Genomic DNA, 20,987 nt, shown 5'->3' on the forward strand with positions numbered 1-20,987 from the left:
CCTGTGGCCTCTGCCTTCGGAGGGCAGCGCTCTATCCAGCTGAGCTACGGGTGCCGGTTCGGTTCGCCTAGCAGGGGTCGACGCGCGGCGCTACCCGTTTCGACAGCGAAATTCGTCAGCGCGTGAGCGCCACCGGCTGGAAGGGCGCCAGGCCGCAGCTTGCGCCACGCACCGGGCCGCTCGCGTAGAGGACCGTGATCAGATCCTGCGCGCACAATTGCCCGATCGATGTCGCATAGCCGAAGCGACGTTCGCTGCCGAGGCCGGGGCAGCGTTGCGGCAAGGTGACGCGGTATAGCCGGCGGCCGATCGTGCGGAAATCGATTACCCGGTCGCTGCGGACGAGCGTTTCCTCGATCGATGACAGCGGCAGGCAGGTGCGCGACGGCCCTATCGGCGTGGCGGGCGGTGCGTCGGCAGCGCGGTCGCGGGCCAGCGCCGGGGCGGCGGCGATCAGCACGGCGGCAACGATCAGCGGGCGCATCGTCACTCCTTGGTGCGCGCGGGTTGGGGCGGGGTCTTGGGCTTGAACGCACAAAGGTCCGCGACGATGCAGCGCCAGCATTCCGGCCGCCGCGCCTTGCAGACGTAGCGCCCGTGGAGGATCAGCCAGTGATGTGCGTGGACGCGGAACGGCGCGGGGGTCGCCGCGTCGAGTCGCTTCTCGACCGCGAGGACCGTCTTGCCTTTCGCGAGCCCGGTGCGATTGCCGACGCGGAAGATGTGCGTGTCGACCGCGAACGTTTCCGCGCCGAACGCGACGTTCATGACGACGTTGGCGGTCTTGCGCCCGACGCCCGGCAGATTTTCCAGCGCCTCGCGATTGTCGGGGACGCCGCCGCCGTGATCGTCAATCAGCGCCTGCGACAGCGCGATGACGTTCTTGGCTTTGGTATTGAACAGCCCGATCGTGCGAATGTGCTGCTTGAGCCCGTCGAGCCCGAGGTCGAGCATCTTCTGCGGCGTGTCGACCGCGGCGAACAGCGCGCGGGTCGCCTTGTTCACCCCGGCGTCGGTCGCCTGCGCGGAGAGCACGACCGCGACCAACAGCGTGTAGTCGTTGACCGATTCCAGCTCGGTTTCGGGATGCGGATTGGCTTCGGCAAGGCGTCGGTAGAATTCGACGACGTCGGCCTTCTTCAAAGCCCGAGCACCTCGGCCATCGCGTAGCGGCCCGGTGCGCGGCCGGCGAGCCACAGCGCCGCCTTCACGGCACCGCGCGCGAAGATGGTGCGGTCGTCTGCGCGATGGCCGATCTCGATCCGCTCGCCCTCGCCGGCGAAAATGACGTTATGGTCGCCAACCACCGATCCGCCGCGCAAGGACGCGAAGCCGATCGTGCCGTCACTGCGCGCACCGACCAGCCCGGCGCGGCTGTCGACGCGGACCTCGGGCAGCCGCGTGTTGCGCCCGGTCGCCGCCGCCTCGCCGAGCAGCAGCGCGGTGCCGGATGGGGCATCGACCTTATGGCGGTGGTGCATTTCCGTGATTTCAATGTCCCAATCGGCGCCGAGCCGCGCCGCGGCCTCGCGCACCAGGACGCTCAACAGCGTCACGCCGAGCGAGGTATTGCCGGTCTGGAGCACTGCAATCGTCTCTGCGGCACGTTCGATGAGCGTTTGGTGCGTCGCGAGCAGCCCGGTGGTGCCGATCACGATCGGCGTGCGGGCCGAAATTGCCGCCGCCAAATGCGTTTCGAGCGCAGCCGGTGTCGAAAAATCGACCAGAACATCGGCGGCGTGCGCGATCGGGAACGGATCGCTGCCGGCATCGCCGCCGCCGGCGACCGTCACGCCTTCGCCGGCGGCGATCGTGGCGATCGCGCGGCCCATGCGGCCGTTGCTGCCATAGATGCCGATGCTGGTCATGCGGGATCACTCGATAGGGATTGTGTCAGACAATTCCTCTTCGCACGAAACGATGCGGCGGGGCAGGGGGCGAGGCGAACTTTTCCCGCATCCGGCCGCCGCCGGATGCGGCGGGACGGCGCTGCGCTGCGACGGTTCATGGCACGTCCGTCATACCCGTTTATGCTGGCGTCATGCGGCGGCGCTATTCCTCGATCATCAAAGCGAGGGGTCGTCATGAAGAAGCAGTTTGTCGCCGGGGCAATGGCCGCCGGTGCGTCGTTGGCGGCTGCGGCCGCGGTGAGTACAGCGGGCGGGAGCACGGCTCCCACAACCACGCCGGTGACGGTGGTCGCCGCGGGAGCGACGGTCGCACCGAAGCCGACGCCCACGGCCTCGCCCCCCGCCGCCAAGGCCGCCGCAGCGGCGGTCGTCGCGACTCCAGCGGCGGCCACGACCACCGCGTACAAGAAGGCGGTGTATATCGGCAATTATCCTGCCGATCTCGTCGCGTACGAGCTATGGCTCGGTAAGCGCACCGATGGCGTGCAGTTGCACACCGGACGCGCCGGCTGGGTCGACTGGGGCAGCTCGATCGGCTGGCTCGTCGGGCTGTGGAAGGGCGTCGACCGCCCCATCTACTGGACCATCCCCTTGATCGCGCAGGGCGCGACGCTGGCCGACGCAGGCGCGGGCAAGTACAACGCCAATTATGTCGCGGCGGCACGGACGCTGGCGCAGGGCTATCCCAACGCCGGCAAGATCTACGTGCGGACCGGCTGGGAGTTCAACGGTGACTGGCAGCCCTGGGCCGCCAAGGGCAAGGAAGCGCAATATCGCGCCGCCTATCGGCAGTTCGTCGCCAGCTTCCGCAGCGTTTCCAAGCGCTTCGTGTTCGAATGGACGCCGAACAACGGCGATCTGGGGATGAACCCCGAGAACGCCTATCCGGGCGACGACGTGGTCGACATCATCGGTATGGATTTCTACTATAATCATCAGTGGGATCCGGCGGACGGCGCGAAGGCGTTCGCGTATCACCGTGACGAAAAATACGGGCTGGCGTGGCATCAGGCGTTTGCCAAACGGCACAAAAAGCCGACCGCTTACGCCGAATGGGGCGTCAGCAAGAATTCCGACGCCAGCTATGTTAAGGCGGTGGGCGACTGGTTCGCGACGCACAACATCGTCTATGCGTCTTACTGGAATTCGAACGCGGCCTATCCGGGCAAGCTGAGCGACAATCAATATCCGGCGGTCAGCACCGCATATCGGGCGCTGGTGCTGAAGTAGGCTCAAGCCACCGCCGTTCCCGTCGCCCCGGATCCTTCGACAAGCTCAGGAGAGCCTTGATCCGGGGCCCCGCTTCTGCGCGACGGAAGCTAAGAAGCGGGATCCCGGATCAAGTCCGGGATGACGGGAGTGGCTTTGACTCCGGTCAGTCGACCGACAGCGCCAGCTTGCCGTCGCCTTCGTCGACATGGACGGTCGCGCCGTCCTTCACCTCGCCACGCAGGATCAGCTCGGCGAGCGGGTCCTGCAGGTGGCGCTGCACCGCACGCTTCAGCGGGCGCGCGCCATAGACCGGATCATAGCCGACCCGCCCGAGCCACGCGCGCGCCGCATCCGTCAGGTCGAGCGTTACCTTGCGGTCGGCGAGCAGCTTGCCAACGCGCCCGACCTGGATGTCGACGATCGGCCCCATGTGCGACTGCCCCAGCCGGTGGAACAGGATGATCTCGTCGAGCCGGTTGAGGAATTCCGGCCGGAAATGCGCGCGCACCACCTCCATCACCTGCGGCTCGACACTCTCCACCGCCGCGTCGTCGGGCATGTTCGCCAGATACTGGCTGCCGAGGTTCGAGGTGAGGATAATGAGCGTGTTCGAGAAATCGACCGTGCGCCCCTGACCATCGGTCAGCCGACCGTCGTCGAGCACCTGCAACAGCACGTTGAACACGTCGCCATGCGCCTTCTCGACCTCGTCGAACAGCACGACCTGATAGGGCCGGCGCCGCACCGCCTCGGTCAGCACGCCGCCTTCCTCATAGCCGACATAGCCTGGAGGCGCGCCGATCAGCCGCGCGACCGCGTGCTTCTCCATGAACTCGCTCATGTCGATGCGCACCATCGCATTGGGATCGTCGAACAGGAATTCGGCGAGCGCCTTGGTCAGCTCGGTCTTGCCGACGCCGGTCGGCCCGAGGAACAGGAAGCTGCCCAGCGGCCGGTTCGGGTCCTGCAAGCCGGCGCGCGCGCGACGCACCGCGGTGGAGACGGCGCGCACCGCATCGGCCTGGCCGATCACGCGCTTGCCGAGCACCTCCTCCATGCGCAGCAGCTTGTCGCGCTCGCCCTCCAGCATCCGCTCGACCGGCACCCCGGTCCAGCGGCTGACGACGCCGGCGATGTCGTCGGCGGTGACTTCCTCGCGAAGCATCGCGCCCTGCGTCGCACCAGCCGCCTCGGCGAGCTGCTTTTCGAGCGCGGGGATGCGCCCGTAAGACAGCTCGCCCGCTTTGGCGAGATCGCCCTGCCGTTGCGCCTGTTCGAGTTCGAGCCGCGCGGCGTCGAGCTGTTCCTTCAGCTTCGCCTCGCCCGCGATCTTGTCCTTCTCGGCCTGCCAGCGCGTCGTCAGTTCGGCGGATTGCTGTTCGAGATTGGCGAGTTCGCCCTCCAGCGTCTCGAGCCGGTCGAGCGACGCGGCGTCGGTCTCGCGCTTCAGCCCCTCGCGCTCGATCTTGAGGCGCAGGATGCGGCGGTCGAGCGTCTCGATCTCCTCGGGCTTGCTCTCCACCTCCATCCGCAGCCGGCTCGCAGCCTCGTCCATGAGGTCGATCGCCTTGTCGGGCAAAAAGCGATCGGTGATGTAGCGGTTGCTGAGCGTCGCCGCCGACACCAGCGCGCCGTCGGTGATCCGCACGCCGTGGTGAAGTTCGTACTTCTCCTTAAGCCCGCGCAGGATGCTGATCGTATCCTCGACGGTCGGCTCGCCGACGAACACCGGCTGGAAGCGGCGTTGCAGCGCCGGATCCTTCTCGACATGCTTGCGATATTCGTCGAGCGTGGTCGCACCGACGCAATGCAGCTCGCCGCGCGCCAGAGCGGGCTTGAGCAGGTTGCCGGCATCCATCGCGCCTTCGGATTTGCCCGCTCCGATCAGCGTGTGCATCTCGTCGATGAACAGGATGATGTCGCCATCGGCCTGCTTGACCTCGTCGATGACGCCCTTCAGCCGCTCCTCGAACTCGCCACGATATTTCGCACCCGCGATCAGCGCGCCCATGTCGAGCGCCATCAGCGTCTTGTCCTTGAGCCCGTCAGGCACGTCGCCGTTGGCGATGCGCAGCGCGAGCCCCTCGACGATCGCGGTCTTGCCGACGCCCGGCTCGCCGATCAGCACCGGATTGTTCTTGGTGCGGCGCGCGAGCACCTGGATCGTGCGGCGGATTTCCTCGTCGCGGCCGATCACGGGGTCGAGCTTGCCGTCGCGCGCCGCCTGCGTCAGGTCGCGCGCGAACTTCTTGAGCGCGTCGTAGCGATCCTCGGCGCTGGCGGTGTCGGCGGTGCGGCCGCCGCGCAATTGCGCGATCGCGGCGTTGAGCGCCTCGGGCGTGGCGTTGGCGGTCTTGAGCGCCTTGCCCGCCGCGGTGTTGAGGCTGAGCGCGAGCGCGACGAGCAGCCGTTCGACCGTGACATAGCTGTCGCCGGACTTTTGCGCGATCTGCTCGGCCTGATCGAGCACGCGCACCGCGTCGGCCGACAAGCCGGGCTGGTTCTGCGCACCCGATCCGCTGACCGACGGGATCTTCGCGAGTGCGGCGTCGGTTTCGCTCACCGCGCGGCGTGGGTCGCCACCCGCAGCGGTGATGAGGCCGGCGGCCATGCCCTGTTCGTCCTCCAGCAGCGCCTTGAGCAGATGCTCGGGGGCGATCTGCTGATGGCTCATGCGGATGGCGACGGTCTGTGCGGATTGCAGGAAGCCGCGTGCGCGGTCGGTGAATTTCTCTAGGTTCATCTGTAAGCCCTGTTTCTCTTGGGTGTCAGATGGTGTTGCCTTTGAGCAACACAAGGGGGTGGGTTGCGCCACCGAAGCTAGGATGGCACCGCGAGCGCCGCAAGCATGGAGGCAGAAGTGGCGCGTCGTGTTCTGGTGACCGGGGGCTGTGGGTTCGTGGGGCGCCATCTGGTCGCCAAGCTGGCCGCAGAGGGCGGCGCCGAGGTGTGGATCATCGACGATCTTTCGACCGGCAAGGCGCCGGCTGATTGGGAAGTGCCGCAGCTTCGCCACGTCGGCGAAGAAGGAGGTGTCGCGTTCCACGAGGTCGTCGGGCATGAGGCGGTGGTGCGCTTCATCCGCGCCGACTTCGTCGCAGTGGCGCAGGCGGAAATGGGGATGACGCCGTCGCTGGGGCTTGCCAGGCTGCCGGCGTTCGACGAGGTCTATCACCTCGCCAGCGTGGTCGGCGGGCGCAACGTGATCGACAACGATCCACTGGCGGTCGGGATCGATCTGGCGATCGACAGCACCTTCTTCCTGTGGTCGGCGAAGGTCGCGCGGCCGGAGCGCATCCTCTATGCGTCGTCCAGCGCGGCCTATCCGATCGATTTGCAGGAAGCCGGCGAGAGTCGCGCGCTGCACGAGGACGATATCTCGTTCGAGAAGCGGCTGGGGCTGCCCGATTACACCTATGGCTGGAGCAAGCTGACCGGCGAATATCTCGGGCGGATCGCGCACGAGAAATACGGGCTGAGCGTCGGGGTGGTGCGGCCGTTCTCGGGCTATGGCGAGGATCAGGACGTGGTCTATCCGTTTCCGGCGATCGCGTTGCGGGTCGCCGCGCAGCGCGATCCGGTGCGGGTGTGGGGATCGGGGCACCAGACGCGCGACTTCGTGCATATCGACGATGCGTGTGCGGCGTGCCTGCTGGTGTGTCGCGGGGTGAGCGACGCGCGGGCGTTCAACATCGGATCGGGGAAGGCGACCAGCTTCCTCGATCTCGCCGGGCGGATGGTGGCGATCGAGGGCTATGACGCGCCGGTGCTGGGCACCGCGGGCAAGCCGGTCGGGGTGGCGGAGCGTTACTCCGATGCGTCACGGATCCGCGACGAACTGGGGTGGGCGCAGACGATCTCGCTGGATGCGGGGATCGGGCGCGCGCTGGATTACGCGCGGTCGCGGCTGGCGCGGGGTGTGGAGCCGGAGTGATCATTCCTCCCTCCGTCATTCCCGCGCAGGCGGGAATCCAGAACCTCTGACGTTGCGGCTCTATCGCCGGACCGGCGCGTCTGGATTCCCGCCTGCGCGGGAATGACGGAAGGGCGGCGTCACGTCTTCCACGTCTTCTCGCGCAGGTTCAGGTGGCCGAGCTTGCGGGCGTCTAACCGAGGGCCGAGAAAGCGGTAGAAATACCAGTCCTTCGCCGAGTCCGGCGTGAAATGGTAGAGCAGCCGTTCGGGCAGCGTCCAGCGGACGCGGGTGCGGTCGGTGCGGCGCTCCGAGGGGATGCACCACAGGTCGAACGGATAGACGGCGCGGCCCTGCTTCACGACCCGCTGCATGATCTCATGGTCCATCAGCACATAGGACCAGTGGCGTTCGGCATACCCCCCAGCCGCCACCAGCGCGGCGGTGCGGAAGGTCTGTCCGAACCCGCCCGTGTGCGTCTGCTTGGGCCACAGCCAGCTCGCGATACGGTTGTGACGGCGCTTGCGCAGCGCCTTGGCGGCGTCGGGCGGTACGTCGGTCGCCATCACCGCGACCACGTCGGTCGCACTGTAATTGGCTTCGGCAATCGCGAGATAGTCGGGCGGGTAATAGGTATCCGCATCGCCGAATGCGACGAACTCGGTCGCGAGATGCGGCATCGCGGTTTCCAATGCGAAGATCTTGCCGGGACGCGTCTCGCTCAGGTGCACGATCTCGACGTCCGGCAGCGTCGTGGCGCGCGCGAGTGCGGCCGAGCCATCGGTCGAGCCATTGTCGACCAGGATCAGCCTGAACGGCTTGCGGGTCTGCGCGCCGAGGCTGTCGAGCGTCGCGGCGAGATAATCCGCCTCGTTGAAATAGGCGATGACGAACGTCCACTTCATGCCGTCGTCTCCGCGAGGCGCAGCAAGGTGCGGCACGCCGCCTCGCTGGAGCGCAACCCGTGCGTCGCCACGACGTGCGCGCGCGCGGCATTTCCCAGCTGCACCATGCGGACGGGATCGCGCAGCAAGGCGGCGACCAGCGGGCGGAAGTCGCGCTCCGTGACGCGCAGCCCGCAATCGGGGGGGATCACGTCCGCTCCCAACCGATCTGCGAAGCCGACCACCGGCCGCCCGCATGCCATCGCCTCGGGGATCGCGCGCGGGAAATAGTCGCGGCGCCCGGCGTGGAAATACAGCCCGGCCTGCGCGAGCAACTCCGGTATCTCGGCATGGCGACGATGCCCCAGCCAGTCGATCGCCGGATAGCGCCGCGCCATCCGCGCCGCATCCGGCCCGCCACCCGCCACCGCAACGCGGTGCGCGCGCGACAGCATCCCGATCTCGGCGAAGCTCTTCCAGCGGGTCACGCGGCTGACCGACAGCACGTCCCAGCGGCGCTCCGCCTCGATGGGGCGGAACAGGCCGGTGTCGATCGTCTTGGGCAGCCGCGCCATCCGTTCGCGCGGGATGCGCGGGCGGAACCAGCCGCCGGCGGCCAGCGCTTCCTCCTGCAACGCGCATTCGGTGAACAGCAGACGCGCGTGCGGGACCAGCCGGCTCCAGTAATCGCCGCCGATGATGAGCGCGAACGGCCGCTTGTCGGGGCGCAGCGCGCGGTCGAACAGGCGGTAGCCCGCGCCGCCGTTGGTGCCGATCAGCACGAACAGGTCCGCCGGATCGCTGCGCGCCGCGGCCACCATCGCGTCGCTGAAATGGTTGCGCGATTTCGCCCCGCCGCCGGCCCGCTCGAACAGGCGGATGCGATAGGGCGCGCCGAACGCGGGGGCGGAGACATGCTCTTCCGCCGCCACCCCCACGCCCCACAACTCGACATCGGCGCCCAGCGCGGCTAGGAGCGCGGGCATCCGCCGGTCGCGATTGTCCCAGCGTAGCCACTCCGCCGGATCGGCGACGCTGTGATAGGCCGGATAGGTAAGGACGAAGATTATGCGTGTCGTCTGGCGTGTCATGCGGCGTTCCGTTCCCGCCGTACCAGTGCCGGCCCGCCCTGCCTAGGTAGCCGACGACGTGAACAACTCTCCCATGCCTTTTGCGGACGACGGGCCGCGTATCTCGTGCCTGATGGTCACCGCCAACCGCCGCAAGCTGGCGGAGCGGTCGGTCGATTGTTTCCTGGCGCAGGACTACCCCAACCGCGAGTTGGTGATCGTCGACGATGGCGAAGAGGATTATGCGCCGATCCTGCGCGGTATTCCCGCCGATCGCGTGCTGCATCACCGGTTGCCGAAGAACCCGGCGACGACGCTGGGCGAGCTGCGCAACCTGTCGCTCGATCTCGCGCGCGGCGACCTGATGGCGCATTGGGACGACGACGACTGGTTTGCGCCGCGCCGGCTGTCGCGTTCGTTCGAGACGCTGGGCGACAAGGCGGCGGTGTGGGGCGAGGCGACGCTGATGCACCTCGACGATCCCGCGTGGCTGGATCGCCCATATCTCAGCTGGTTTCAGGGTGGTGCGCCGAGCACGATCGTCCACCGCCGCCGCGACGACATCCGCTATCCCAGCGAGCGGAAGGGCGAGGACAGCACGTTCCGCGACGCGTGGCTGCGGCTGGGCACCGCACTGATCCCCAAGGCGGAGGCGCATCTGCTGATCCGCTGCTTCCACGGCAACAACACCTGGGATCGCGGGCATTTCGAGCGTCGGCTGGCGCTGCGCCCGATGCAGATCGTCGAATGGCGGCTGCGACAACTGACCGGGACGACCGCGCACTATTCCGCCTTCCGGCTTACGCCCGACCAGCAGGCCGCGTTCGACACCTATGTCGCGCAGTCGCGCGCGCTGGGGTTGTTTTGAGCGCAGCCGAGCGCTGGCGCACGCTTGCGGAGCGCCCGTGGGTGCGCGTCGCGGGCAAGGTGCTGCGTTGGGCGTTCTTCGCCGGCATGATCGCGTGGATGGTGCTGAAGGTGCGTGCGATCGGCTGGACGCAGGTGGTCCGGTCGCTGCCGACCAATCCGCTGTTCTACCTGTTGTTCATTGTCACCTTTCTGGTGCTGCCCGCGTCGGAGACGATCGTGTTCCGCACGATCTTTGCGCGGCCGCTGCCCGGCGCGTTCCCGGTGCTGATCCGCAAGCGCGTCTATAACAGCGCGTTGGTCGGTTACTCGGGCGAACTCTACCTGTTCGTCTGGCTGCGGCGCACGATCGGCCTGTCGAAGCGCGTGATCGCAATCGGGCTGAAGGACAATGCGATCCTGTCCGCGGTGTCCTCCGGGCTGGTCACGCTGCTGCTGCTGATCGGCTTTGCGGCGGCGGGCAATGGGCGGCGGATCGCGGCGTGGCTCGATCCGGGTCCGGCGCTGGTGATCGCGGGGCTGGTCGGGGCGGTGTTCCTTGCGCCGTTGCTGTTCCGCCTGCGTCGGCAGTTGATCGCGATGCCGTTGCCGCAGGCGGGCAAGGTGCTGGGGGTGCATGTCGCGCGGATCGTCGCGGTGGTGTTGTTGCAGGCGACGCAATGGGCGGTGGTGCTGCCGCAGGAACCGTGGAGCGTGTGGCTGGTGTTTCTGACCGCGCAGATGGTGATCTCGCGCCTGCCGATCGTGCCGAACCGCGACCTCTTGTTCCTCAGCGCCGCGCTGGAGATGAGCGGAACGATCCAGGGGCCGCGCGAGGCAATGGCGGGGCTGTTGCTGGCGGGCGGCGCGCTGACGCAGGGGAGCAATCTGGTTTTCTACCTGCTGACGTCGCTGTCGAAGCAGCCGCCGATGGTGGAAAACGCTGACGTCGGTAAAGAGGATGAGGACAAGATCGCGGGCGTGCCGTGAGTTTTGCCGTCATTCCCGCGAAGGCGGGAATCCAGAACCTCTGACGTTTCTGGCTACCACGAAGACCTGCGCGTCTGGATTCCCGCCTTCGCGGGAATGACGAAAAGGGTCCCTCACCGCTCCACTGCGGCCACATCGGCGCGGGTCCAGCCGCCGCCCATCGCCTGATACAATGCGACATAGCTGTTGAGGCGGTCGGCGCGCGCCTGCGCCAGCGACAGTTCAGCGGTCAGCAGCGTGCGTTGCGCGTCGAGTTGCTCGATATAGCTCGAATAGCCCGCCCGGTAGCGATTGGTCGCATTCTGGAGCGCGCCGCGCGAGGCGGCGACCTGATCCGATAACGCCTGCGCCTGTTCGCCGGTGCGGCGCACCCCCGCCAGCGCATCCTCGACCTCGCGGAACGCGGTCAGCGCGGTGCGGCGATAGGCGAAGGCGGCCTGATCGCGCCGCGCGGTCGCGCCGCGTTCCTGCGCGCGCAGCCGCCCGCCGTCGAAGATCGGGCCGAGGATGCTGGCGCCGAGCGAGAACACCACCTCTGGCTGCGCCAGCGCGGTCGACAGCACGAGGTTCGCCGCGCCGGTCAGCGACAGATTAGGCAGCATCGCCGCGCGCTGGCTGTCGAGCGAGCGGTCGGCGGCGACCAATGTCTGTTCGGCCTGGAACAGATCGGGGCGGCGGCGGAGCAGATCGGCGGGTAGTCCGTCCGGGATCGCCGGGGTCGCGAGCCGTTCCAGCGTCACCCCGCGGTCGATCGCGCGCGGCACGTCGCCGGTCAGCAGCGCCAGCGCGTTTTCGGCGCGCGTGATCGCCAGTTCGGCGGCGGGGACGAGCTGCGCGGTGCTGGCATATTCGGCCTGTGCCTGCCGGTATTCGAGCCGCGAGGTGTAACCGGCCTCGAAGCGCCGTTGCGCGATCCGCAGCGCCTCGGCACGCGCCGACAGCGTGTCGCGCGCAATCGCGAGCCGGTGGTCGAGCGCCCGCAGCGTGATGTAGCTTTGCGCGGTGGTCGCGGCGACTGCGAGCCGCACCGTATCGGCCGCCGCCTCGGTGGCGAGCAATTGCGCGCGCGCTGCGCGGGTCGCCTGTCGCAAGCGCCCGAACAGGTCGAGGTCGTAGCTGAGCGTGACGCCCGGCTGCACCGCCGCCGAGCGCGCGGTGGTGCCGAGCGCGCTGATCTGCTGCCCCTGCGTTTCGGGGACCGCGCCGCCGACCTGCGGGAGCAATTGCGCGCGCGCCAGTGCTTCGGCGGCGCGCGCTTCCTCAACGCGCGCGGCGGCGGTCTGGATGTCGAGATTGTTGGAGAGCGCGCGCTCGACCAGCGCGGTTAGCACCGGGTCCCCGAACCCCTGCCACCAGCCGGCCTGTACCGGGCCACCGACCGGCAGGGCGTTGCGCCACGCCGGGGGCGGCACAACCACGGCGCTCTCAGGCGCGGCGCGGCGCGGGCCGGGCAGGGCGCATCCCGCCAGCAACAGCGGGAGCAGCAGCGCGCGCGACCTGCTCATTGCGGCGCGGGCACGCCAGCGGTGTCGACGCGCGCCTGCACCGACATGCCGGGGCGGAGCCGTTCGGCGAGCCGCTGGCCGGGATCGACGCGGATGCGCACTGCGATCCGCTGCGGCACCTTGGTGAAATTGCCGGTGGCGTTGTCGGACTTGAGCACCGCAAACTCGCTGCCGGCGGCGGGCGAGATTCGCTCGACGCGGCCGGTGAGCCGCGCGTTGGCGAGCGCGTCGACCGTGAAGCTGGCGCGCTGCCCGACCGTGATCCGCGCGGTCTGCGCTTCCTTGAAGTTGGCAATCACCCACGTCTCGGCCGGGACGAGGAACATCAGCTGCGAGCCGGCGGTGACATATTGCCCGACGCGAACGCCGACCTCGCTCAACCGACCTGCCTCGGGCGCGCGGATCACGGTGTTGGCGAGGTCGATTTTCGCCAGGCGCAGCGCGGCGCGCGCGCCCGACACGCCGGCCTGCTGCCCGCCGCGGCCGACCGCGACGGTGCGGATATCCTGCCGTGCGATCTCCTGCGCGGCTTCGGCCTGGTTGAGCTGCGCCTGCGCCTGACGCAGCGCGGCGAGCGTCTGGTCGCGTTCGCGCAAGCTGACCGAGCCGTCGGTGACGAGATCGTTGACGCGGTTCATGTCGGCCTGCGCGCGCATCAGCTGCGCGCGCGCGTTGGCGACCGCCGCGCCCTGTGCGCCGAACGATGCCTGTCGGCTGGCGGCGGTCTGGTCGCTGTTGGCGAGCGTCGCTTGCGCGCTCTCGACCTGCGCCTGCGCCTGTTCGACGCGTTGCGCGTAGATGCGGTCGTCGATCGTGACGAGCGGCTGGCCGGCCTTCACATTCTCGAAATCGCGCACCAGCACGCGCGTGACATAGCCCGACACCTGCGGCGCGATCACCGTCGTGCGGCCGCGGACATAGGCATTGTCGGTCGACTCGTACGCCGTGGTGAACGGCCACACCCGCCATGCCGCCAGCACCGCCGCGATCCCGGCGAGGGCGAGCAGCAGGATCAGCGCGATCGCGGTGCGCGACAGCGCGGGCGGCCGCCATCCGGAGCCGGCGGGCGGGGCAGGGGCTGCGGCGGCGGCATCCTCGGCCACCTTCTCCTCGGTGGCGGGAGCGGCGGCAACGGGGGAACGGGTATCTGTCATGCGGTGGCCTGAACGCGTGCACGCCATGAACGGCGCAGCAGGAGGAACAGAAGGTAGAAGAAGGTGAGCGCGGCCAGCACCGCGATCAAGCGGAACATGTCGTCATAAGCGAGCACGTTCGCCTCGCGCGTCGCGGCCTGCGACAGGAGCGCGCCACCCTCGGCGCTGCGCAGGGTCGGGTCGCCGACGACGCGCGCGACGCCGCTCGCACCCGACTGAAGGCGCGCCTGCACGATCGGGTCGGTCGGGTCGATCGCTTGGACCAGCGCGGCGCTGTTCGCCTTCTCGCGAACGATCTGGTACGTCCCGAGCAGCGCGGTGCCGGCGAGCCCGCCGATCGAGTTGAGGACGCCGAACAAGGCGAGGAAGCTGATGACGTGCCCGGCCCCCTGTTGCAGCGCGCGCGTCATCCCGAACAGCAGCGACGGGCCGAGGAAGAACGCGCCGGCGAAGGCGATCGTCGCCTGCGTGGCGTAGAGTTGCGGCGCGCGCGTGAGGCTGGTCGAATAGGAATCGACCCAGGCGGCGACCGCGACCAGCCCGATCGCGAGCATCACCGGATGCGCGAGCTTGGTCGGGTCGAGCGTGATCGCGCTGATGACGAAGCCGGCGACGGTGGCGAGGAAGATGATCGTGAAGAACGGCACGAGCTGGTCGTTGTTCTGCCCCAGCACGGTCAGCAGCCCGACCGCGCCATAGGTCTGTTCGGACAGGACGATCCGCGCCATCAACGTGACGACGGCGAAGCGGATGATGTCGGCGCTGCCCAGCCAGCGGGTGTTGAGTAGAGGATTGGCGCGGTGATGCTCGATGATGAGCGCCGCGGCCAGCATCGGGATCGCGGCGAGCAGCGCCCAGCCGATCCACGCCGATTGCGTCCACCACACGTAGCGGCCGAGCCCGAGCACTGCCGCGAAAAGCCCCATCGACCCGGCGAACAGCGCGAATGTGACGAAGTCGAGCTTCTCGAACGCCTTCTGCCGCGTCGTCGGGGGCAGGCGGAAGGCGAGCACCGCGGCGAGGCTGAGCGCCGACAATCCGAGTTCGAACAGATAGAGCGTTCGCCACTGGCTCATCGACAGCAATTCGGGCGAGAACAATCGCGCGAGCGGGGTGGCGAGCTGCGGGATGCCGATCCCCAGCACGATCGCGCGCAGCCGCCAGTTGGCGGGGAAGGCCTGCATCAGATAATAGAGCGCGAAGGTGTTGAGCGCCGCGCCCGCCATTCCGCTCGCCGCGCGCACCAGCACCGCTGACCAGAAATCGCGCACGAACAGATGCCCGAGCGTCAGCAGCAGATACAATGAGAGGAAGATGATCGCGAACGGCCGCAGCCCAAATTGCTGGCGGAACTTGATAAGCAGCAAATTGATGCTGACGTTGGTCATCACATAGACCGTCGGCAGCCACGCGATCTCGGCCGGGTCGAGCCCCAGCGCGCCCGCCAGCGTGACGGTGTTCGCGCTGACCAGCGCATTGCCGAACCCGCTGGTCAGCCCGACGAGGATCGCGACCAGCGCATAAGCGATCTGCCGCTGGCGCGGGTGGTCGGGCGAGCCGGGCGAGCCGGGCATGACCGGGCGCTCGTGGGGGGCATAGTCCCAGCGTTCCTCGGCGAGGACGGTGCGCAGGCGGGTGAAAAGCGCCATTTCAGCTACATGCCTGTGGTCGAGGGCGCTGTCATGAGGGGGGCGAGCGCGTCTGCCCTTCTCTCGTCATCCCGGCGAAGGCCGGGATCCATGTCGCCGCAGGCGCCGCTGCCGTTGCTTGCGCGGGGCGCTGGACCCCGGCCTTCGCCGGGGTGACGAAGAGGGGCTCGCGCCATCGCTAACGTGGCGGCGGAGGAGAGAGACATAGGCCCCTGCCTGCGCAGGGGCGACGGTGGATGACCGTGCGTCACTCCACCCAGTCGAGGCCGAGGTCGCGGTAGATGCTGCGGTCCTCGTCCCAGTTCGGCTTGACCTTGACGTGGAGGTACAGATGCACCGGACGGTCGAGCAGCACCGCCAGCTCGGCGCGCGCCCGTGCACCGATCTCCTTGATCCGCGCGCCGCCCTTGCCGAGCACGATCGCGCGCTGCGAGGTGCGCTCGACCATGATCTGCTGGTGGATCTCGGTCGAGCCGTCGGCACGATCGGTGAACTTCTCGGTTTCGACGACGCTGGCATAGGGCAGTTCGGCGTGAAGTTGCAGGTACAATTGCTCGCGCGTCACCTCGGCGGCCATCGCACGCTCGGTCGCGTCGGAGACGTGGTCGGCCGGGTAGTGCCACGGTGCCGCCGGCATTGCCTTGGCCAGCTCGCGCTTGAAATGCGCGACGCCGTCGCCGGTCTGTGCGGAGATGAAGAACGTCTCTGCGAACGGCAGCAGCGCGTTCAGCTTCTCGGCGTGGAGCAGCAGCTTCGGCTTGTCGGCGAGATCGACCTTGTTGAGCACGAGGTAGATCGGTTCGGGCCGGCCCTTCAGCGCCTCGGCGATCTCGGTCACCTTGGGGCCGAGCCCGCCCTTGCCGTCGACGACCAGCGCGATCACGTCCGCGCCCTCGGTCCCGCCCCACGCCGCCGAGACCATCGCGCGGTCGAAGCGGCGCTTCGGCTCGAAGATGCCGGGGGTGTCGACCAGCAGCAGCTGCGTCTCGCCCTCGATCGCGACGCCCATCAGCCGGGTGCGCGTCGTCTGCGCCTTTGGGCTGACGATCGCGACCTTCTGTCCGACCAAGGCATTGACCAAAGTCGACTTTCCGGCGTTCGGCGCGCCGACCACCGCAACCAGCCCGCAATGTTGCGCCCCTGGCTCCGGGGCCGAATGTTGCGAATGTTGAGACGCTGGCGCGTTGGACTCCTGGGGCGCGTTTTCTTCAGACTCGGTCATTCGCCCGCAATGACACTCTTGAGCCGCGAGAAGAAGCCCTGGCTCTGCGGACACTCCTCGCCGGTTTCGGTTTCGCGGAATTCCTCAAGCAGCGCGCGCTGGCGCGTGGTCAGCTTGGTGGGCGTCTCGACGTCGATCTGGATGACGAGATCGCCGTGCCCGCGCCCTTGCAGCACCGGCATCCCCGCGCCGCGCTGGCGAAGCTGCTTGCCGGATTGGATGCCGGCGGGGATCTTCACGTCGTGCCGGCGACCGTCGAGCCCGGGGATCGACATCGTCCCGCCGAGCGCCGCGGTCGTGAAGCTGATCGGCGCGCGCGCAAACAGCGTCGTGCCCTCGCGCTCGAACAAGGCGTGGCGCTTGACGTGGAGAAAGATGTAGAGATCGCCGGCCGGTGCGCCGCGCGCGCCCGCCTCGCCTTCGCCGGTCAGCCGGACACGCGTACCTTCATCGACGCCGGGCGGAACCGAAACGGCGAGCGTCTTGGTCTTCTCGACGCGACCCTCGCCGCGGCAGTCGGCGCACGGATCGGTGATGACCTGCCCCGAGCCGTGGCAGAGCGGGCAGGCGCGTTCGACGACAAAAAAGCCCTGCTGCGCGCGGACCTTGCCGTGGCCGTGGCAATGCTGGCAAGTGTGCGCGTGCGTGCCGGGCTTCGACCCGGTGCCGTGGCAGGTGTCGCACGGCGCGGAGATGTCGACGGTGATCTCCGTCTCCTTGCCGTGGAACGCTTCCTCCAGCGTGATCTCCATGTCGTAGCGCAGGTCGGCGCCGCGGCGCGTCTGCTGCCGCCCGCCGCCGCCGCGCTGGCCGCCCATGAACTCGCCGAACACGCTCTCGAAGATGTCGGAGAAGCCGCCGAAATCCTGCGCCTGATGCCCGCCGCCCCCGTTGCGGAACGCGGCGTGGCCGAAGCGATCATAGGCGGCACGCTTCTGCGGGTCCTTGAGGCAATCATACGCCTCGCTGACCGCCTTGAAGCGCGCTTCCGAATCCTTGCAACCGGCGTTCTTGTCCGGGTGATACTTCATCGCGAGCTTGCGATACGACGATTTGATCGTCGCCGCGTCAGCGGTGCGCTCGCATTCGAGCAGCTCGTAATAATCGATGTCGGTCATGCGGCCTCTAGGTCGGATCGGCATTCCGGCAGGAAGGTGCGGACGACCCGTTTGTTCTTACCGTCATCCCCGCCCTTCGACTGCCTGCAAGGCAGGCGCTCAGGATAAACCTCGGCCTTCAGCCGAGGGCAGGGATCCAGACACGCCGACGTCGGCGATAGAAGCGAGACGTCGGAGGTTCTGGATCCCCGCCTGCGCGGGGATGACGGGTTGGAAGGGGTAGGGCGCGGGTGTGAGGAGGCGGCCACGAACGCTGACTTGCGATGCATCGTCACCCTATCCTCACTGCCCCTCTCCCAACCCTCTCCCCGCCGGGGAGAGGGCTTTAAGGGAGACGTTACTTCTGCTCGTCGACTTCCGAGAATTCGGCGTCGACCACATCGTCCTTCTTCGCCTCTTCGGCGCCTGCGTCGCCCTGCGGCGCGGCATCGGCCTGCTGCTGCTTCTCGTAGATCGCCTGACCCAGCTTCATCGCGACCTGCGCCAGCGCCTGGCTCTTCTCGTTCATCTGCTCCGGATCGCCGCTCTCGACCGCCGCCTTGGCGGCGTCGATGCCCGACTGGATCTCGGCCTTCAGCGATTCGTCGACCTTGTCGCCGTTGTCCGCGAGCTGACGCTCGGTGGTGTGGATCAGCGATTCGGCGTTGTTCTTCGCCTCGGCCGCCGCACGGCGCTTCTTGTCCTCCTCGGCGAAGCTCTCGGCGTCGCGGACCATCTTGTCGATGTCCGCGTCCGACAGGCCACCCGACGCCTGGATCTTGATCTGCTGCTCCTTGCCGGTGCCCTTGTCCTTGGCGCTGACGTTGACGATGCCGTTGGCGTCGATGTCGAACGTCACCTCGATCTGCGGCACGCCGCGCGGGGCGGGGGGAATGCCGAGCAGGTCGAACTGGCCGAGCAGCTTGTTATCCGCCGCCATCTCGCGCTCGCCCTGGAAGACGCGGATCGTCACCGCCTGCTGATTGTCGTCAGCGGTCGAATAGGTCTGCGACTTCTTGGTCGGGATCGTGGTGTTGCGGTCGATCATGCGCGTGAACACGCCGCCCAGCGTTTCGATGCCCAGCGACAGCGGAGTCACGTCGAGCAGCAGCACGTCCTTGACGTCGCCCTGCAACACGCCGGCCTGGATCGCAGCGCCCATCGCGACGACCTCGTCCGGGTTGACGCCGGTGTGCGGGTCCTTGCCAAAGAACGACTTCACCACCTCACGGACGCGCGGCATGCGGGTCATGCCGCCGACGAGCACCACTTCCGAGATGTCGTTCGCGGTGACGCCGGCGTCCGAAAGCGCCTTCTTGCAGGGATCGAGCGTGCGCTTGATGAGGTCCTCGACCAGCCGCTCCAGATCGGCGCGGGTGATCGTCTTCACCAGATGCTTCGGGCCGTTCTGGTCGGCGGTGATGAAGGGCAGGTTGACCTCGGTCGACGCCGCCGACGACAGCTCAATCTTCGCCTTCTCGGCGGCTTCCTTCAGCCGCTGCAGCGCCAGCTTGTCCTTGGCGAGGTCGATGCCCTCGTCCTTCTTGAAGCCCTCGGCCAGATATTCGACGATCTTGTTGTCGAAGTCCTCGCCGCCCAGGAAGGTGTCGCCGTTGGTGGCCTTCACCTCGAACACGCCGTCGCCGATCTCGAGGATCGAGACGTCGAACGTGCCGCCGCCGAGGTCATAGACCGCGATCGTCTTGCCGTCCTGCTTGTCCAGGCCATAGGCCAGCGCCGCTGCGGTCGGCTCGTTGATGATGCGCAGCACCTCAAGGCCCGCGATCTGCCCGGCGTCCTTGGTCGCCTGACGCTGCGCGTCATTGAAGTACGCCGGGACGGTGATGACCGCCTGCGTCACCGTCTCGCCGAGGTACGATTCGGCGGTTTCCTTCATCTTCTGGAGCGTGAAGGCGCTGATCTGCGACGGGCTGTATTCCTTGCCCCCGGCCTGTACCCAGGCGTCGCCATTCGGACCCTTCACGATGTGATAGGGGACCAGCTCGGTATCCTTCTTGGTGACCGGATCGTCGAAGCGGCGGCCGATCAGGCGCTTCACCGCGAAGATCGTATTGTCGCCATTGGTGACGGCCTGACGCTTGGCGGGCTGCCCGATCAGTCGCTCGCCGTCCTTGGCGAAGGCGACGATCGACGGCGTGGTGCGCGCGCCTTCCGCGTTCTCGATAACCTTGGCCTTGCCGCCTTCCATAACGGCCACGCACGAATTGGTGGTGCCGAGGTCGATACCGATAACTTTTGCCATGAGTGCTTTACCTAGCCCCTGCATATTTGTGACTTCGTCGCCGCCACGCCCCGTTACGGCAGCGCAACCGCGTGTGACAAAGGGCGATATAGGTGGCGTGTTGCAGCCCGCAAGATTGCCGCATCATGTCCGCGGGAACCATTGCCTGTTCGCCGCGTGGGACGTAGGAGGAGCCCATCATGCAGACCGCCCGCATCTATCAGCGCCCGAAGAACGCCATGCAGTCCGGCAAGGCCCGCACCGATACGTGGCAGCTGGAGTTCGAGCCCGGCGAGCCAAAGCGCCCCGATCCGCTGACCGGCTGGGCAGGCAGCGGCGACACGCGCGACCAGATCCGGCTGGCGTTCCCGACGTGCGCGGCGGCGGTCGCCTATGCCGAAGCGGAGGGGCTGGCGTATACCGTGATCCCGGCGCCGGAGAAGAAGCTGAAGTTGCAGAGCTACGCGGATAACTTCCGCTGAATTGACGAGGGCTTGGTGCCGTCGCCCCGGATCAAGTCCGGGATGACTTGAGGTGGCTGGCGGTTCACCCCAAATCCCGTCGCCCCTGCGCAGGCAGGGGCCCATGTCTCTCAACTCGGAGTGCGCGGTTTGACACAGGCGCGGTGCGTCATGTGTCGACGTCAGCCACGGACTAGACAGTCATAGGCCCCTGCCTGCGCAGGGGCGACGGCGATTGAGGGCTGGACGCGCCACGATTCCTGGCGTCACCCGATCAGCACATCCGCCAGCAGCACCAGCATCTTGACGTCCATCGCCACGCCCGCCGCGCGCTTCTGCGCGACGAAGGCGGCGATCTCGGTGCGGGGCACCAGATGCACCTCGATATCCTCGTCGGCCTCGCCGCCGCCGTCGCCGACCTTCACCAGATCGTGCGCGCGCACCAGCGTGAAGCCCTCGCTGTTCATCCCCGGCGAGGAATGGAAGAACCCTAGTTCCTCGATCCGCCCAGCGCGGTAGCCGGTTTCTTCCTCCAGTTCGCGCGCCGCGCCGACCGCGACCGCCTCGCCCTCGGTCTCGTCACCGATCAGCCCGGCCGGAAGTTCGAGGCAGCGGCACCCGAGCGGCACGCGATATTGCTCAACCAGCACCACCCGGTCGGAATCGTCGATCGCGACGATCACCGCCGCCTGGATGCCGCGCTGGCGCGCGACGAACTCCCAGCCGCCCTGCTTTACGACCTTGATATAGCGGCCTTCCCAGGCGGTTTCGGGCGGAAAAGCGGCGTCGCGGTGCGGATGGGTCATGCCGCTCCGTTTATCGGCGCGGCGGC

The 20,987-nt window shown here is 67.8% G+C and carries 18 protein-coding genes; 5 read left to right on the forward strand and 13 right to left on the reverse strand.

Annotated elements, in window-relative coordinates:
- Positions 1 to 115: 115 nt before the first annotated feature.
- The 3 genes from AADI75_RS03115 to dapB are packed head-to-tail and all read right to left on the reverse strand — an operon-like array spanning position 116 to position 1,868.
- Positions 116 to 484 carry a hypothetical protein gene (locus AADI75_RS03115; RefSeq protein ID WP_341207589.1) on the reverse strand — a complete coding sequence of 123 codons (369 nt, stop codon included), beginning with the start codon at positions 482 to 484 and terminating at the stop codon, positions 116 to 118.
- 2 nt (positions 485 to 486) lie between these two features.
- Positions 487 to 1,143: an endonuclease III gene (nth, locus tag AADI75_RS03120; RefSeq protein WP_341207590.1), complete on the reverse strand. Its 657-nt coding sequence runs from the start codon at positions 1,141 to 1,143 to the stop codon at positions 487 to 489.
- Positions 1,140 to 1,868, reverse strand: coding sequence for a 4-hydroxy-tetrahydrodipicolinate reductase (gene dapB / locus AADI75_RS03125; RefSeq protein WP_341207591.1), 729 nt, complete (start codon positions 1,866 to 1,868; stop codon positions 1,140 to 1,142). Before dapB ends, nth begins: the two co-directional genes overlap by 4 nt.
- A gap of 216 nt (positions 1,869 to 2,084) precedes the next feature.
- Between dapB and AADI75_RS03130 the strand changes: the two genes are divergently transcribed.
- Entirely contained in the window at positions 2,085 to 3,140 is a 1,056-nt protein-coding gene (locus tag AADI75_RS03130; protein ID WP_341207592.1) for a glycosyl hydrolase, read from the forward strand.
- Between the two features lie 145 nt (positions 3,141 to 3,285).
- Here the strand turns inward: AADI75_RS03130 and clpB are convergent, their stop codons facing one another.
- Positions 3,286 to 5,865 carry an ATP-dependent chaperone ClpB gene (gene clpB / locus AADI75_RS03135; protein ID WP_341207593.1) on the reverse strand — a complete coding sequence of 860 codons (2,580 nt, stop codon included), beginning with the start codon at positions 5,863 to 5,865 and terminating at the stop codon, positions 3,286 to 3,288.
- Positions 5,866 to 5,982: 117 nt separating this feature from the next.
- Between clpB and AADI75_RS03140 the strand changes: the two genes are divergently transcribed.
- Entirely contained in the window at positions 5,983 to 7,056 is a 1,074-nt protein-coding gene (locus tag AADI75_RS03140) for an NAD-dependent epimerase/dehydratase family protein (RefSeq protein WP_341207594.1), read from the forward strand.
- 119 nt (positions 7,057 to 7,175) lie between these two features.
- Here the strand turns inward: AADI75_RS03140 and AADI75_RS03145 are convergent, their stop codons facing one another.
- Both AADI75_RS03145 and AADI75_RS03150 read right to left on the reverse strand, forming a co-directional pair.
- On the reverse strand, positions 7,176 to 7,940 hold the full coding sequence (locus AADI75_RS03145) for a glycosyltransferase family 2 protein (RefSeq protein ID WP_341207595.1): 765 nt from the start codon (positions 7,938 to 7,940) through the stop codon (positions 7,176 to 7,178).
- The gene (locus tag AADI75_RS03150) at positions 7,937 to 9,010 is read right to left on the reverse strand and encodes a glycosyltransferase (RefSeq protein ID WP_341207596.1); all 1,074 of its coding nucleotides are present in this window, start codon (positions 9,008 to 9,010) and stop codon (positions 7,937 to 7,939) included. The genes AADI75_RS03145 and AADI75_RS03150 overlap by 4 nt, the downstream gene beginning before the upstream one ends.
- 58 nt (positions 9,011 to 9,068) lie before the next feature.
- Here AADI75_RS03150 and AADI75_RS03155 point away from each other — a divergent pair, with 58 nt between their 5' ends.
- Both AADI75_RS03155 and AADI75_RS03160 read left to right on the forward strand, forming a co-directional pair.
- Entirely contained in the window at positions 9,069 to 9,857 is a 789-nt protein-coding gene (locus AADI75_RS03155; protein ID WP_341207597.1) for a glycosyltransferase family A protein, read from the forward strand.
- Positions 9,854 to 10,825, forward strand: coding sequence for a hypothetical protein (locus AADI75_RS03160; protein WP_341207598.1), 972 nt, complete (start codon positions 9,854 to 9,856; stop codon positions 10,823 to 10,825). The genes AADI75_RS03155 and AADI75_RS03160 overlap by 4 nt, the downstream gene beginning before the upstream one ends.
- A 113-nt stretch (positions 10,826 to 10,938) precedes the next feature.
- On the opposite strand, the gene AADI75_RS03165 is transcribed toward AADI75_RS03160, so the two are convergent.
- From AADI75_RS03165 to dnaK, 6 genes are all read right to left on the reverse strand, one after another.
- Positions 10,939 to 12,330: an efflux transporter outer membrane subunit gene (locus tag AADI75_RS03165; protein ID WP_341207599.1), complete on the reverse strand. Its 1,392-nt coding sequence runs from the start codon at positions 12,328 to 12,330 to the stop codon at positions 10,939 to 10,941.
- Complete coding sequence (locus AADI75_RS03170) at positions 12,327 to 13,484, reverse strand: HlyD family secretion protein (RefSeq protein ID WP_341207600.1); 1,158 nt, start codon at positions 13,482 to 13,484, stop codon at positions 12,327 to 12,329. Before AADI75_RS03170 ends, AADI75_RS03165 begins: the two co-directional genes overlap by 4 nt.
- Positions 13,481 to 15,133, reverse strand: coding sequence for an MFS transporter (locus AADI75_RS03175; RefSeq protein WP_341207601.1), 1,653 nt, complete (start codon positions 15,131 to 15,133; stop codon positions 13,481 to 13,483). Before AADI75_RS03175 ends, AADI75_RS03170 begins: the two co-directional genes overlap by 4 nt.
- A gap of 247 nt (positions 15,134 to 15,380) precedes the next feature.
- Positions 15,381 to 16,256: a GTPase Era gene (era, locus tag AADI75_RS03180; RefSeq protein WP_341207658.1), complete on the reverse strand. Its 876-nt coding sequence runs from the start codon at positions 16,254 to 16,256 to the stop codon at positions 15,381 to 15,383.
- Positions 16,257 to 16,351: 95 nt separating this feature from the next.
- Positions 16,352 to 17,473: a molecular chaperone DnaJ gene (dnaJ, locus tag AADI75_RS03185; protein WP_341207602.1), complete on the reverse strand. Its 1,122-nt coding sequence runs from the start codon at positions 17,471 to 17,473 to the stop codon at positions 16,352 to 16,354.
- Between the two features lie 337 nt (positions 17,474 to 17,810).
- Positions 17,811 to 19,715, reverse strand: coding sequence for a molecular chaperone DnaK (gene dnaK / locus AADI75_RS03190; RefSeq protein ID WP_341207603.1), 1,905 nt, complete (start codon positions 19,713 to 19,715; stop codon positions 17,811 to 17,813).
- Positions 19,716 to 19,894: 179 nt separating this feature from the next.
- Between dnaK and AADI75_RS03195 the strand changes: the two genes are divergently transcribed.
- Entirely contained in the window at positions 19,895 to 20,176 is a 282-nt protein-coding gene (locus tag AADI75_RS03195) for an NADH dehydrogenase ubiquinone Fe-S protein 4 (RefSeq protein WP_341207604.1), read from the forward strand.
- 245 nt (positions 20,177 to 20,421) lie between these two features.
- Here AADI75_RS03195 and AADI75_RS03200 read toward each other — a convergent pair whose 3' ends face one another.
- Positions 20,422 to 20,961 (reverse strand): NUDIX domain-containing protein, encoded by a 540-nt coding sequence (locus AADI75_RS03200; RefSeq protein WP_341207605.1) that lies wholly within the window; start codon positions 20,959 to 20,961, stop codon positions 20,422 to 20,424.
- Positions 20,962 to 20,987: the final 26 nt, after the last annotated feature.

This window comes from uncultured Sphingomonas sp. (assembly GCF_964021865.1).
GTDB lineage: Bacteria > Pseudomonadota > Alphaproteobacteria > Sphingomonadales > Sphingomonadaceae > Sphingomonas.

Excerpts from the sequence above, each read along its gene's own strand:
- AADI75_RS03115 (WP_341207589.1), bottom strand. The coding sequence starts at position 484 with ATGCGCCCGCTGATCGTTGCCGCCGTGCTGATCGCCGCCGCCCCGGCG.
- dapB (WP_341207591.1), bottom strand. The coding sequence starts at position 1,868 with ATGACCAGCATCGGCATCTATGGCAGCAACGGCCGCATGGGCCGCGCG.
- AADI75_RS03130 (WP_341207592.1), top strand. The coding sequence starts at position 2,085 with ATGAAGAAGCAGTTTGTCGCCGGGGCAATGGCCGCCGGTGCGTCGTTG.
- clpB (WP_341207593.1), bottom strand. The coding sequence starts at position 5,865 with ATGAACCTAGAGAAATTCACCGACCGCGCACGCGGCTTCCTGCAATCC.
- AADI75_RS03145 (WP_341207595.1), bottom strand. The coding sequence starts at position 7,940 with ATGAAGTGGACGTTCGTCATCGCCTATTTCAACGAGGCGGATTATCTC.
- AADI75_RS03150 (WP_341207596.1), bottom strand. The coding sequence starts at position 9,010 with ATGACACGCCAGACGACACGCATAATCTTCGTCCTTACCTATCCGGCC.
- AADI75_RS03165 (WP_341207599.1), bottom strand. The coding sequence starts at position 12,330 with ATGAGCAGGTCGCGCGCGCTGCTGCTCCCGCTGTTGCTGGCGGGATGC.
- AADI75_RS03170 (WP_341207600.1), bottom strand. The coding sequence starts at position 13,484 with ATGACAGATACCCGTTCCCCCGTTGCCGCCGCTCCCGCCACCGAGGAG.
- AADI75_RS03175 (WP_341207601.1), bottom strand. The coding sequence starts at position 15,133 with ATGGCGCTTTTCACCCGCCTGCGCACCGTCCTCGCCGAGGAACGCTGG.
- dnaJ (WP_341207602.1), bottom strand. The coding sequence starts at position 17,473 with ATGACCGACATCGATTATTACGAGCTGCTCGAATGCGAGCGCACCGCT.
- dnaK (WP_341207603.1), bottom strand. The coding sequence starts at position 19,715 with ATGGCAAAAGTTATCGGTATCGACCTCGGCACCACCAATTCGTGCGTG.
- AADI75_RS03195 (WP_341207604.1), top strand. The coding sequence starts at position 19,895 with ATGCAGACCGCCCGCATCTATCAGCGCCCGAAGAACGCCATGCAGTCC.
- AADI75_RS03200 (WP_341207605.1), bottom strand. The coding sequence starts at position 20,961 with ATGACCCATCCGCACCGCGACGCCGCTTTTCCGCCCGAAACCGCCTGG.